The following is a 12489-nucleotide window of genomic DNA, read 5'->3' as shown; positions in this document are numbered from 1 at the left end:
GGGAAATCCCCTCAGGAGAGACCGCCTTACGGAAAGGGGACGCTAGGCCGCCGCGGCACCGGGTCTCAATACGGTCCCACCGAAGGGCCGACCGAAGAACTACGGCCGCACCCACCCTCCGGGGGGCCGCCGCACTCGACTTCCGCTGGACTGGCGAAGGACTGGCGCCGGTACCGTCCCCGACGCCCTTGACCTGCGGCGGCACTGCGGCGACATCATCGGGGCCATGGGTGTTCACAACTCCCCGGAGACCGCCGGGAAACGCATACTCATCGGCGCCACCGGCTCCATCGCGGTGACCCGACTCCCGTCGTACATCGAGGCGATGCGCCGGCATATCCCGGGCAGCGCGTACACCGTCCTGATGACGCACACCGCGATGTCGTTCCTGCCCCCGGAAAGCGTCGCCCTGTTCGCCGAACGCGTGGTGAGCGGGGAGTCCCCGGCGGACTGGCCGACCGACAAGCCGTCCCGGCTCGCCGCCGCCCACGACCTCCTCGCCGTGCTGCCCGCCACCGCCCACACCCTTGCCTCGGCCGCGGCCGGGGCCGCCCCCAACCGCCTGATGACGGTGGCGCTGTCGGTGGACTGCCCCGTCGTGTACTTCCCGGTGATGGGGGCCCGGATGTGGCAGAAGCCGGCCGTGCAGCGCAACATCGCGCGGATCCGCGAGGACGGGCAGCTCGTGAACGAGCCGGAGTGGCACGACGGCTTCGACCCGGCCACCGGCACCTCCGTCCGCCACCCGTCCCTGCCCGCACCGGACGCGGTGGCCAAGCTGGTCGGCGACCTGCTCGCGGAGCGGCCGCCACCGCGGTAGGCCCCGTGACGCGGCGGCTCCCGGCCGGTGGATCCGGCCGGGAGCCGCTTCCGTGCGTCCGCTGCCGGGGCGCACGGGACGGACGCGGCACCCCGGGGTCCGGGTTGCCGCGTCCGCTGGTCCTGCGCCTGGCGGTGTGCGGCGTGCGCGGTCCTGAACCCGACGGTCTGCCGCGTCTGCTGGTCCTGCGCCCGACGGTGTGCCGCGTGCGCGGTCCGCCGGGGGCGGCGTGCGCCCGGCGGATCGCCGTCAGGCGACGATGGCCGTGGCCTCGATCTCGATGAGGAAGTCCGGTTCCGCCAGGGTGGCGACCCCGATGAGCGTGGTCGGCCGGACCACGTCCGCGCCGAGCCGGGCGGCCGCCCGCTGGGCGCCCGCGGTGACCTCCGCCCACTTGGGCAGGGACCAGTCGACGACGTACATCGTCAGCCGCAGCACGTCGTCGAAGGTGGCGCCGGCCGCGGCCAGGCCGGTGGCGATGTTCAGGTACGCCTGCTCGGTCTGCGCCGCCAGGTCCCCGGTCCCCACCGGTTCACCGGCGGCGGTACGTGCGACCTGGCCGCTCAGGAACACCACGCGGCTTCCGGTGCCGACGGCGAGCTGCCGCCAGCCGTCGGGTTTGGGCAGTCCGGCCGGGTCGATCGTCTCCACAGCCAAGGGTCCGTCCTCTCTCGGTCGGTGGTGCGATGTCGTGTCGGGTGGTGCGGGTGGCGCCGGTCCTGCCGGCGGGTGCCCCTGCCGGGTACGTCCGGCGCGGTGCTTACGGAGGCCCGCCGGGCCCCGCCGGGCGGGCCTGCCGCGGTCAGGGGTGCTCACGGCAGGTGGCGTAGTACTTCCGCAGGAGGCTGACGAGTTCCGGGTCGAAGCGGGACGCGAACAGCAGCTCGGGCGGGGGCGTGAACTCCGGGTCGAGCTGCTCGGCCCAGGCGAGGGTGGCCGGGCGCAGGTCCGTCTCGATCCAGCCGTGCCACTCGACGGGGATCGTCCAGTCCTGCTCGTAGCCGATGCCCATCTGGTGGTCGACCAGGACGTCCACGGTCTGCTCGCGGCTCCACGCCTGGATCGGCCGCCGCACGGGCGTGAAGCGCTCCAGATCCGTGCGGGGCCCCTCGCCCAGGATCCGCGCCGCGAACTCCTCCGCGAGCAGCGGCGACAGGTGCAGGCCGTCCCGGTACGTGCCGGTCATGATCCACAGCCCTTCCATGCCGCCCCCGCCGAGCAGCGGGAAGGCGTCCACGGAGACGGGGCGGTTGCCCACCTGGACCTTGGTGACGTCGCTGTTCCACAGGGTGCGGCGGACCTGGCGGTGGGCGCACTGCAGCAGGAAGACGAGGTCCCGCATCTCGGCGGTGTCGCGGGGCTCCGCGGAGATGACGTTGGTGGCGCCGAGGTAGACGTGCCCGTCGCCCCGCGGCACCACGTGCAGTCCGCAGGCGAAGGAGCGGTTCGGCGTCCTGACGACGCTGCCCGGGGTCGTGCCGTCGACGGTCCTGACGAGGGACGAGACGCCGTAGCCGCTGACGAGGCGCGGGATGCGCGGACCCACGGGCAGGGTGTCCAGGAGGTCCTGGGTGCGGACCCCGGCGGCCAGCACCACGTGGTCGGCGCCGAGTTCCCTCCCGGTGGCGAGGACCACCCCGGTGGCCCGGCCGGCGCGGTGCACCACCCGGGTCGCCTCCTCGGCGACGAGGGTGCCGCCCGCCCGGACGACCGCCGCCTCCAGTCGCTCCAGCAGGGCGGCGGCGCTCACCGCGTGCTCGCCCGGTATGTGGAACGCCTTCAGCGGGCGGGAGATCGGTTCGGCGTCGACCCAGTCGAGGTCGGACGGCTCGACGTCCTCGAACGGCTCGTCGTGGCGGGTGAGTTCGGCCCGGATGGCCTGGTAGTTGGCGTCGTCGATCTCCGCCGTGCCGATGGCGTTGAGGATGACGGTGGTGCCCTCGGCGGTCCTCACGGCGGCGCCCTCGGTGCGGTCCTCCAGCTCCTCCAGCCACCGCGGCCACCGCCGGGTCGCCTCGATCCCCAACTCCAGCTTGGCCCTCCCGTGCTCACTGGCCAGCAGGGAGGTGGTGACCTCGCCGAAGCAGCCCAGCATGGCGCCGGCGGCGGCCGAACCGGCCCAGGGGCGGTGCGGCCGGCCCAGCACCGCGACCCGCTGCCCTCGCCGTGCCAGCACCCAGGCGAGCGAGAGCCCCACGGCTCCGTTGCCGACGACGACCGCATCGAATCCGGTGCGGTCCGCGTTCCCGTTGGCGTTCATCGCGTTCCCCTCTTCCGGCGCACGGGTGCGGCCGGCAGCAGAAGTGACATCGGTCAGGGGCGGCGTGCTCAGCGGCGCCGGAACTCGTACAGGGTGTAGTCCATGCCGACCGTGCCGCGGTCGTCGGCATGGGCCCGCACCACCGGGGAGTCGCCGAGGTCCGCCGCCGCGAGGGCCACGGACTGCGTGCGGTACCTGCGGCCCGTGAAGCCCGCGTCCGCGGCGGCCCGGAGCGTCTTGCGCGGGTTGCCCATCGCGTCGCTGGTACCGAGGTAGACGCGCCCGCCGTCCGCGAGGCGGGGCGCCGCCTCGCGGAAGAACCTGCGCTGCAGCCCGTACCCGGGGTCGAAGACGGCCCGCTCGATGTCCCCGCCGTAGGGCCGGGCCTCGGGCGCCTCGATGAACGGGGCGTTCCAGAACACCACGTCGAAGACCTCGCCGGAGTCCAGCGGGTCGAACAGGTCGCCGGCTGCCGCCGTCACCCGGTCGGCCACCCCGTGCCGTGCGGCGTTGCGCCGCGCGTTCTCCACCGCCGCCGGGTTGACGTCCAGCGCCACCACGCGCCCGCAGCCGCGCAGGGCGGCGACCACGGCGGCGACGCCCGCGCCGCAGCCCATCTCCAGGAACCGGCAGCCCTCCTCGTACGGCACCCAGGAGGCGAACAGCCCGGGGCCCGGGTCCGTGTACGGGGGGAACACGTCGGGGAGCAGCTCCCACTCCCGCCCCAGCAGGGAGAACACCGTCTGCGGCGGACGGTCGGGGTCCCGGATCTGCGCCAGGGTCCAGGTGCCCAGTGCGTAGCCGAGCTCGTTGTCCATGTGGTCCTCCCTGCGGGGTCGGGGGCGGGGCGGCGCCGGTGCGGGTCAGCTCCCGGCGGGTCGGGGGTCCTGCGCCCGGCTGCGGGCCATCCTCCGGTCGAGGAGCACCACCGGGACGGTGAGGGCGGCCAGGCCCGCGCCGAGCCAGGCGACGGACGTCAGGCCGGCGCCGGCGCCGAGGGCGATGCCCGCGAGCACCGGCACGATGCTGATGCCGAGCTGGAACATGGAGACGGCGGTGGCCCCGGCCAGGGTGGGCGCCTGCGCGGCGACGGTGAACACCCGCCCGTAGACGGCCGGGTTCAGTACGAAGCCGGCCACGCCGAGCAGCAGCACGAGGGGGATGACGGCCACGGGATGCCCGGCGAGCACCGCGAGCAGCACCGACGTGACGAGGATGCCGGCCGCCCCGATCAGCAGGGCGTGGTGCGGGCGCCCGTCCGCGATCCGGCCGCCGATGGAGAGGCCGACGAAGGCGCCGACACCGAACAGCACGAGGATGCCGGGCACCCACACGGCGGGCACCCCGGTGACGTCGGTGAGGAAGGCGGCCAGGTAGTTGTACGAGATCATGTACGCGGCGGTGCTGAGCAGGGTGGCGGCGTAGACGACCCACAGCTGCGGCTGCCGCATGGTGCGCAGTTCCCGCCGTACGCTCGGCTCCTCGGCCGCCCGGGTCGCGGGCACGGCGACGAGGGTGAGCACCGCGCCCACCGCGGTGAGGGCGACCACCGCCCAGAACCCGCCGCGCCAGCCGGTGAAGTGGCTGATCAGCGCGCCGGCCGGGCCGCCGCCCACCATGGCGATGCTCAGGCCGCTGACCACCACGCCGGAGGCGCGGGCGGTGCGGTCGGGGGTGACGAGGCTGATGGCGGTGACCGCGGCCACCGCCCAGTACCCGGCGTAGGCGAGACCGCACAGGAAGCGGGTCGCGAGCAGCACGGCGTAGCTGTCGGTCACCAGGCCGACCGCCACGGCGGCGGCGAACAGGGCCTGCGAGACCACCAGGGTGGTCCGCCGCGGCCAGCGCAGGGTCAGCACGGCCAGCGGCGGGCCGCCGATGACGACACCGACGGCGAACGCCGAGATCAGCGCGCCGGCGGAGGACAGCGTGATGTGCAGGTCGTCCGCGATGGCCGGCAGGACGCCGGCGAGCAGGAACTCCGCGCTGCCCATGGCGAACAGGCTGAACGCGAGCAGGTACACCGCGAGCGGCAGTGTCCTGCGGGTGCCGCCGGACGCCGGGGCCTTCGGTTCGGTCTCGACGCTCATCGGACGCGGCCCCCCTTTTGCACGGAGCCGGCCGGCTGCACGGGAGGGGCCTGCACCGGACGGACGTGAGCGGGGTGGACGTGAGTGGGGCGGACGTGCGTGTGGTGGGGCTGTGCGGTGCGGGTGTGCGTGGGGCGGTGCTGCGCGGTGCGGGTGTGCGCGGTGTGGGTGTGCGCGGTGCAGGGTTGCGCGGTGCGGGTCTGTGCGTGGCGGGGCTGCACGGGGCGGGGCCGCGCGGGCCGGGGCGGCGCGGGGCGGGTCCGCAGGGTGCGGGGCCGCTGGGCGACGCCACTCGCCGGCCCTGAGGCAGGTAGACGCATGGGGAACTCCTCGTTCGGGTCGCTCGGGTCGCTCGGGTGAGCGGGATCAGGGCGGCTGCCGCGGCGGCCGACCGCTGGTCGGGACGCGGTCCGGGTGCGGTCGGGGCGCGGTCGGTCGGCCGGGCGCGGGGCGGGCACCGGGGACCGTCCGGGGGCGGTCCGGGAGCGCCGCGCGCACCCCGGTCGGCCGTCCTCCGGCGGACCGGCCCGGGTCTGAGGCCCCCGGGACCGTGGTGGCCGCCGCCGGCCCCATGCTGGGACCCGCCGGGGCGGTCGCACCACCTTTGTTGCCGATACCGGGAAGCCGGCCGGTTCAGTCGTCGCCCGGCAGCGCCTCGCCCCAGCCCCACTTCTTGATGGTGGTACGGGACGACGGCGCCACGCCCGGCTGGGAGTTGGCCATCGCCCGGCGCGAACCGAACTCGATGTACCCCACGAACGCGGAGCGGAACTCCGCGTCGTCGGGCAGTCCCGCCACGTCCATGGCCTCCAGCATCAACTCCACCCAGCGGGCCCGCTGCTCCGGCCTGATGGCCCGGCCGCGGTGCCGGGACAGCATGTGCGGGTAGCCGCCGTGCTGCTCGGTGTAGCGCTCCGGACCGCCGAGCACCTCGCCGAGGAACACGGCGACGTGCTGCGGGTGGTCCTCCGCCATGTGGGCGAACAGCGGCGCGAGCAAGGGGTCCTTGCGCACGCGGGAGTAGAACTCCTCGGTGAGCCGCCCCAGCGCCTCGGCGCCTCCGGCCCACTCGTACATCGTCGGGATCCGGTCCGTCACTGTGTCACGTCACCTTTCGGTCGGTGTCGGCCCCGGCCGGACTGCCGCGGCCTCCCGCGGTTCCGGGCCGCAGCCCGGGGCGGAGCCCGGCCCCACGGGGCGGCCGCTTTGGGCCGGTCAGGCCGCGTACAGGTCGAAGGTCGGGGTCGGCCGGCCGCCCTGCGCGGCGACGTCGAGCCGCGGATCGACGGAGAGCACGGCCTGGTGCAGCCGCTGGAGCTGCGGCGACGGCTCGATGCCCAGCTCGTCGACCAGACCGCGGCGCAGCCTGCGGTACAGCTCCAGGGCCGCCGCCTGCCGGCCGGAGCGGTAGAACGCCACCATCGCCTGCGCGTGCAGCCGCTCGTCGCGGGGGTGGCGCTCCGTCAGCTCGCGCAGCTCGGCGAGGAGCCCGCCGTGCAGGCCGAGTCTGAGTTCCGCGTCGATGCGCCGCTCGACGGCCAGCAGCCGGCTCTCCTCCAGCCGGACCAGCTGGATCCGCAGCGCGCTCCCGGTCCGTACGTCGACCAGCGCGGGCCCTCGCCACAGCGCCAGCGCCTCGCGCAGCAGGCGCGCCGCGCGCTCGCTGTCGCCGTCCTCGAAGGCCTCGTGCCCGGCCCGCGCCGCGCGCTGGAACGCGAAGGCGTCGACGTCGGCCGGGTCGGCCCGCAGCAGGTAGCCGCCGTGGCCGGTCGCGAGCAACTGCCGTGCCCGCACCGCGCCGTCCTGGCCGAGGGCGGCGGCCAGGCAGCGGCGCAGGCGGAGGATGTACGTCTGCAGGGTCGTCTGCGCGCTGCGGGGCGGCCGGGGCCCCCAGATCTCGTCCCGCAGCGCGGCCACCGGGACGACCTGCCCCGGGTGGAGCGCGAGGAGAGCGAGGATCTGCCGGGCCTTGCCCGCGGTGGGGACGGCCGGGAGTCCGCCCGCCTCGGCGTGGAGCGGGCCCAGAACCTGAATCTTCACACGCTTCCTCCGTGACTCACACGGGCCGGTGCGGTTCTCCCGGCGCCTTCCGGCTTCCCGGGAAGGGAACCTAGGAGTGCGGGGGCGGCGGCCTCAATACGGTGGCACCGTAGGGCTGACCGAAGAATCGGGGGCAGCGGGGAGGAAGAAGCCCGGGAAGGCGGAATCCCGGACCTCGGAGACCGACGGGTCGGGACGTGAAAAAAAGAGACCCGTCGCTCTTTATGGAAGGCGCGCCGGTGAAAGGCGCTGCCGACCGGAATTCCTCCTCCTGCAACGGCGCGGGGCGACGGTACGGGACCGGAGGCGGCGGACTGCGGGCCGGCCCGCGGGGCCGGTCGGCGGATGCGGATGGCCGGACGGGTCCGGCCGGGCACCCTGGCGGCGCCCGGCAGGAACGGCACGGCTGACGGCAGGGACGCGGAGACGGTCGACCGGGGGCGGCCCGCGCGGGCGGTCTGCCACGGTCGCCCGCGCCGGCACGGAAGCGGCGCCACCGGGCCGGCCGCGCGCGCGGGCCGGCCCGCGCCGGGCAAGGACGGGCGGCGTCGGGCAGGGCCGGGCGGCGCGCCGCACGAAGGCGGGGAGCCGCCCCCGAGCCCCCGATCCGCCCCCGCCGCGCCGCCCGAGCGAGCCGCCCGTGTCGCCCGACCTCCCCGCGCTGCCCGAGCCCCCGACCTGCCCCCGTCGCGCCGCCCGAGCGCGCCGCCGACCTCCCCGAGCCCCCGATCTGCCCCCGCCGCGCCGCCCGGTCGCCCGTGCCGCGCTGCCCGAGCGCGCCGCCCGTTCGCCCGTCGCCGCTGCGCGGTGCACGCGGTGCGTGCGGTGGTCAGGTGCGGGCGCAGAGCCGGGCGGTGTGCACGGTCACCGCCGCGAGGTAGAAGGCGTCGGGCCGCCACAGGATGCTCGTGCAGGCGTCCCCGTCGACGAGCTGCTCCACCGTCAGCCGGTCCGCGAGGTCCAGCCGGTCGCCGAGGACGCCGAGGAGCCGGGTGAGCCGGGTGTGCAGGTGCCGGCGCGCGGGCAGGCCCAGCGGGGCCGGCAGATCGATCAGGAACGTGCGGGTGCCGGTGGGCACCAGCCCCGCGCAGGCCAGCAGCGCCGGCCAGTCCTCGACCACGGAGGTCGCGCCGGGGAGGCGGGCGCGCAGCGCGGCGGCGTGGTCCTCCGACGCGGCGTCGAGGCGTGCCTGGAGGCCGGGGCGCCCGAGGCCGATGTCCCGGGGCAGGAAGCGCGGCGGCAGCACGGGCTCGGCCACGGCGAGGAGACCGCCCGGCCGCAGCTCGGCGGCCAGCGCCTTGAGGGCCGCCTGCTGGTCGCCGAGCCGGGGCACGGCGCCGCCCGTCCAGATCACGTCGGCCGGGCCCAGCCGGTCGTAGCCGGTGGGCAGTTCCGCCCGGTGCGTGGTGACCCGCGCCCCCACGCCGTGCTCGCCGGCGCGATGGAGGGTGCGCGCGAGCAGTCCGGGTGACTCGTCGACGGCGACGACCTCCGCCCGGGGAAGACGCGGGCGAGCGCGCAGGCGGCCGCGCCCGGTCCGCAGCCGGCGTCCAGCACGCGGCGTACCGCCGCGGCCCCCGCTCGTCCGGGCCGAGCAGCTCCGCCAGCCAGCGGGCCGCCTCTCCCATGAAGCCGGCGTGCAGCTCGGCCTCCTGCTCCAGTTCGGCGCCGAAGGCGTCCCGACCCGGGTCCTCTGTGCGATGTGCGGTCATACGCTCACCTCCGGCCGCCAGGATGGGGAGCGCCCGCGGGCCGGGCAATTCTTGTTGCCGTTCCCGGGACCCGCCCCGCCCGGCGGCCCCGCAGGGGCCTCCCACCGGGCGCGCGGGGTTTCCGGCCTGCCCGCCGCGGGCGGCGCCGACCCCGGCGGGGGCCGCACCCCGCACCGTCACCGACGCGTGGTCGCGGCGCGACCGGCGGCCGGGTGCAGGAGGTCGCGGCTGAAGACGGCCAGCACCTCACGGGCCGCGGTGCGCGGGAAGTCGTGCCCGCCGGGGAACACGTCGACGCGCAGGGACCGGCGGGTGCAGCCCCGCCAGGCGGCGACGCGCGCGGCGGTGACGGAGCGGTCGTCCCGGCCGGCCATCGCCGTGACCGGGCAGTGCACCACGTGCCGGGGGTCGCGCTCGTACGACTCCGCGACGGCCAGGTCCGCCCGTAGCGCCGGAGGCAGCCCGGCCCCCGACTCCCGCGGGAGGCGCCGTCGGGCGGTCGGCCCCGCTGGGCGGGCCGGCGCGGCAGCCCGGCGTCGGGCGGCCCGCCCGGCCGCTCCGCGCCGCCGCGCGGCCGGGGGCGCCGCACCCCGACACGTACAGCCGCTCGGCGGCCGCGTCGTGCCGCCACTCCAGCCGCGCCGCGACCTCGTACGCGAGGAGGGCGCCGAAGCCGTGGCCGTACAGCGCGAACGGCCGGTCGCACATGCGGGCGACGTACGGCAGGACCTCCTCCAGCAGTGCTCCCATGCGGTGGCACGGGCGGGCGCGGGAACGGCGGCCGCGGCCGGGCAGTTCGACGGGTGTGACCACCACGGCCGGGCCGAGCACGTCCGCCCACGGCAGGTACACGCCCGCCGACGCTCCTGCGTACGGGAAGCAGAACAGGCGCACGGACGGGGCGGCCCTCACCGGCTGCCCCGCAGCAGGCGGCGGTACGCGCCGGCGGCGTCCGCCGGCAGGCGGGGCCCTGCGCGCCGGTCCCTCCGCGGGCGGGCGTACCGCCACGCGAAGGTCCATGTGCGGCCGTCGCGCCGGATGAGCGCGGCCGGCCTCAGCGGCGCCCGGTCGAGCGGCAGCCCCGGGGCGCCGTCCCGGGCCGGCCGCCTGCGCAGCGCGGTGCGGCGCAGCGCGGTCGGTGCCAGGACCGCCTGCCCCGTCTGCGCGTACCCGTACGGCAGGACGCCGGTGAGCCGCGGGACGGGCGGCTCGGGGCGGCCGCCGCCCGGCGGTGCCTCCCCGTCCGGGCCCGGCCGGGCGGGGCGGGGCGGACGCAGCTCCTCACTGGTCGCGGACACGCCGGACACCGCTCCTTCCATCGGATTTCCGCCAACAGGTCGGCCGTGCACGGACGGTGCACCCGGCGGCGGATTCCTCTTGGTCATCCGGTCGCCGCCGGAAAACCGAGTCGAAGGTACCTGTGGGGTACTCACCTACTTCAATACGGGAGCACCGAAGCACTGGCCGAAGAAACACGTCCGGCAACGGATCAAAGGGCGGCGGCGTACAAATACGGCGGCCTGTCGTGTAGCGTCGGCTCGCGTCACCGGTGTACGGCGTCCACAGGTGGCCCGGGGGGTCGGAGAGGGGGGATCGCCGACATGCCTTCCGGCCTTTCCGGAGAATTCCCTTCCGCCGTGGTGGCGATATCCCCGCCGTGATCGCGACACGGTACCGGCGGCGCCGGACCGCCGTGCCCGGGCACGGGTGCCCCCGCCACTGAGTCGACGCCGTGCCCTTTCCTCGTCAGCCAGGTCGTTCCGCTGTTCAGCCAGGAGGTGTGGGGCCGGTGCCCCGGGAACTGTACGGCAGAAGCGAAGAATCGCAGATCATCACCGAGATGCTCGACTCCGCGAGAGGGGGCGCCGGCGCCGTCGGGCTGGTGGAGGGGATCATCGGGACCGGGAAGACGTCACTCCTCCGCTGGGCCGAGGAGACCGCCAGGGAGCGGGGCATGCTCGCGCTCGCCGCCACCGCCACCGCCACCGAGCAGCGGTTCCCCCTGGGGGTCGTGCACCAGCTGCTGAGCCGGCTGCCCGAGGCGGCCGACGACGCGGACGCGTGGATGCGGGCCCTGCTCCCCGCCGACCCCGACTACCCGCTGCTCGCGGGCCTCTGCGCGTGTGTCGGCAGGGCGGCGCGGCGGACGCCCCTGCTGCTGACGGTCGACGGCATCCACCACGCCGACCCGCAGTCCCTGCTGTGGCTGGGCTTCCTGGGCCGCCGCCTGGAGAGCCTCCCGCTGGTGCTGCTGGCCAGCAAGCGCTGCGGTGAACCGGCCAGCGACCGGCACCTCCTCGTCGAGTTCATGGAGGGGGTCCGCCCCGACCGCCACATCCACCTGCACGACCTGAGCCCGAGCGCCGCGCTGGACCTCGCCGCCGCACTCGGCAGCCGCGGCCCCGGGTCCGTGGACGCCCTGATCGCCGAGAGCGGCGGCAACCCGTACCTCCTGACCGAGCAGATCCGCACGGGACCCGGCCCGGGCGACCCCCGCCCGGGGCCCGCAGGGGACGAGGCAGCCACGGGACTCACGGGACGTGCAGGACTCACGGGACGCGTGGGACGCAGGGAACGCGCGGAATTCACGGGAGTCACCACAAGCCCCGGAGCCACCGGAGGCCCCGGGCCTGCGGGAACCCCCAGGCATGCGGGAAGCCCCGGGAGTGCGGGAACCCCCGGGAGTGCGGGAAGCGCCGCGCCGCCCGGTACCGCCGCGGGGCCCGGAACGGCACCGGGAAGCGCCGCGCCGCCCGGTGCCGCCGCGGGGCCCGGAACGGCTGGTCACCCCGCAGGCGCCTCCTCCCCGTACGCGTGGGGGCCGACGGACGCGCCCCCGGCCCGTACGCGGACCGCCTCGACGAGCGGCTGCGCCTGCAGGCGGTCAAGGAGCGCATCCTGTGCATGCTCAAGCGCCTCGACCCGTACGGGCTCCGCGCGCCCGTGCCGTCAGCATCCTCGGCGCGCCCGTCGACGCCGCCCTCCTCGCTGACCTGTGCGGACTGCCCGCCGAGGACGTCTGCCGCTGCCTGACCCGGCTCACCGAGTCGGGGCTGCTGCGCTCCGCCGACCTGACGTTCCGCCACCCCGTCCTCGCCGGACTCCTCTACCAGGACGTCCCCTGCGCGGAGCGCGCCGAACTGCACCGCCTCGCCGCCCGCTGCCTGCGGCACCGCGGCGGCCCGCCCGAGGACACCGCGCGCCACCTGCTGCGCGCGCACCGCCTGGACGAACCGTGGATGGTCCGGCTGCTGCTGGACGCGGCCCGCCGCACCCTCCCGCGCGACCCGGCCGCGGCCCGGCGCCTCGTCGAGAAGGCCGTCCTCCACGGCATACCGCCGGAACTCGCCGCGCACGCCGAGGACCTGCGCAACCAGGCCCTCACGGGCCTCGACCTGCCGGCGGCGGCCCACGCCCTCACGACGCGCGCCGCGCTCGCCGCGGGCCCCGAGGAGCGCGCCCGCCAGGCCCTGCGGCTGGCCGACGTCCTGCTCCGGCTCGACCAGCCGCCCGGGCCCGGCAGACCCTGGAACAGGCCCACCGCGAGACCGGGCCGCAACCCGCCGA

At 76.3% G+C, this 12489-nt stretch carries 11 protein-coding genes and 1 pseudogene; 2 read left to right on the top strand and 10 right to left on the bottom strand.

Annotated features, from left to right (window positions below; translation table 11 throughout):
* Positions 1–226: 226 nt before the first annotated feature.
* Positions 227–820 carry a flavoprotein gene (locus tag L6E17_RS20745; protein WP_236242255.1) on the top strand — a complete coding sequence of 198 codons (594 nt, stop codon included), beginning with the start codon at positions 227–229 and terminating at the stop codon, positions 818–820.
* A 249-nt stretch (positions 821–1069) separates the two neighbouring features.
* Here L6E17_RS20745 and L6E17_RS20740 read toward each other — a convergent pair whose 3' ends face one another.
* The 10 genes and pseudogenes from L6E17_RS20740 to L6E17_RS20700 all read right to left on the bottom strand — a co-directional run bounded on the left by L6E17_RS20740 (position 1070) and on the right by L6E17_RS20700 (position 10220).
* Positions 1070–1477 (bottom strand): RidA family protein, encoded by a 408-nt coding sequence (locus L6E17_RS20740; protein WP_236242254.1) that lies wholly within the window; start codon positions 1475–1477, stop codon positions 1070–1072.
* Between the two features lie 145 nt (positions 1478–1622).
* Positions 1623–3080 carry an FAD-binding oxidoreductase gene (locus tag L6E17_RS20735; RefSeq protein WP_236242253.1) on the bottom strand — a complete coding sequence of 486 codons (1458 nt, stop codon included), beginning with the start codon at positions 3078–3080 and terminating at the stop codon, positions 1623–1625.
* A gap of 68 nt (positions 3081–3148) precedes the next feature.
* On the bottom strand, positions 3149–3898 hold the full coding sequence (locus L6E17_RS20730) for a methyltransferase domain-containing protein (RefSeq protein ID WP_236242252.1): 750 nt from the start codon (positions 3896–3898) through the stop codon (positions 3149–3151).
* Between the two features lie 45 nt (positions 3899–3943).
* The gene (locus L6E17_RS20725) at positions 3944–5170 is read right to left on the bottom strand and encodes a Cmx/CmrA family chloramphenicol efflux MFS transporter (RefSeq protein ID WP_236242251.1); all 1227 of its coding nucleotides are present in this window, start codon (positions 5168–5170) and stop codon (positions 3944–3946) included.
* Positions 5171–5803: 633 nt separating this feature from the next.
* The gene (locus L6E17_RS20720; protein WP_236242250.1) at positions 5804–6268 is read right to left on the bottom strand and encodes a group II truncated hemoglobin; all 465 of its coding nucleotides are present in this window, start codon (positions 6266–6268) and stop codon (positions 5804–5806) included.
* A 117-nt stretch (positions 6269–6385) separates the two neighbouring features.
* Positions 6386–7210 (bottom strand): AfsR/SARP family transcriptional regulator, encoded by an 825-nt coding sequence (locus L6E17_RS20715; RefSeq protein ID WP_236242249.1) that lies wholly within the window; start codon positions 7208–7210, stop codon positions 6386–6388.
* An 829-nt stretch (positions 7211–8039) separates the two neighbouring features.
* Entirely contained in the window at positions 8040–8633 is a 594-nt protein-coding gene (locus tag L6E17_RS20710) for a hypothetical protein (RefSeq protein ID WP_236242248.1), read from the bottom strand.
* Positions 8634–9098: 465 nt separating this feature from the next.
* Positions 9099–9320 carry a hypothetical protein gene (locus tag L6E17_RS20705; protein ID WP_236242247.1) on the bottom strand — a complete coding sequence of 74 codons (222 nt, stop codon included), beginning with the start codon at positions 9318–9320 and terminating at the stop codon, positions 9099–9101.
* 160 nt (positions 9321–9480) lie between these two features.
* Positions 9481–9942, bottom strand: a pseudogene (locus L6E17_RS31565) (thioesterase II family protein); the annotation flags it as partial.
* A complete protein-coding gene (locus L6E17_RS20700) occupies positions 9831–10220 on the bottom strand; it encodes a hypothetical protein (RefSeq protein ID WP_236242246.1) in 390 nt (129 codons plus the stop codon). The gene L6E17_RS20700 and the pseudogene L6E17_RS31565, both read right to left, overlap by 112 nt.
* Positions 10221–10711: 491 nt before the next feature.
* Between L6E17_RS20700 and L6E17_RS20695 the strand changes: the two genes are divergently transcribed.
* Entirely contained in the window at positions 10712–11914 is a 1203-nt protein-coding gene (locus tag L6E17_RS20695; RefSeq protein ID WP_236242245.1) for a BREX system ATP-binding domain-containing protein, read from the top strand.
* The last annotated feature ends 575 nt before the right edge of the window (positions 11915–12489 follow it).

The organism is Streptomyces sp. CC228A (genome assembly GCF_021390935.1).
GTDB lineage: Bacteria > Actinomycetota > Actinomycetes > Streptomycetales > Streptomycetaceae > Streptomyces.
Note: the sequence above shows the minus strand (reverse complement) of the source record. Positions and strands in the feature narration are given on the sequence as shown.

Excerpts from the sequence above, each read along its gene's own strand:
- L6E17_RS20745 (WP_236242255.1), top strand. The coding sequence starts at position 227 with ATGGGTGTTCACAACTCCCCGGAGACCGCCGGGAAACGCATACTCATC.
- L6E17_RS20735 (WP_236242253.1), bottom strand. The coding sequence starts at position 3,080 with ATGAACGCCAACGGGAACGCGGACCGCACCGGATTCGATGCGGTCGTC.
- L6E17_RS20730 (WP_236242252.1), bottom strand. The coding sequence starts at position 3,898 with ATGGACAACGAGCTCGGCTACGCACTGGGCACCTGGACCCTGGCGCAG.
- L6E17_RS20725 (WP_236242251.1), bottom strand. The coding sequence starts at position 5,170 with ATGAGCGTCGAGACCGAACCGAAGGCCCCGGCGTCCGGCGGCACCCGC.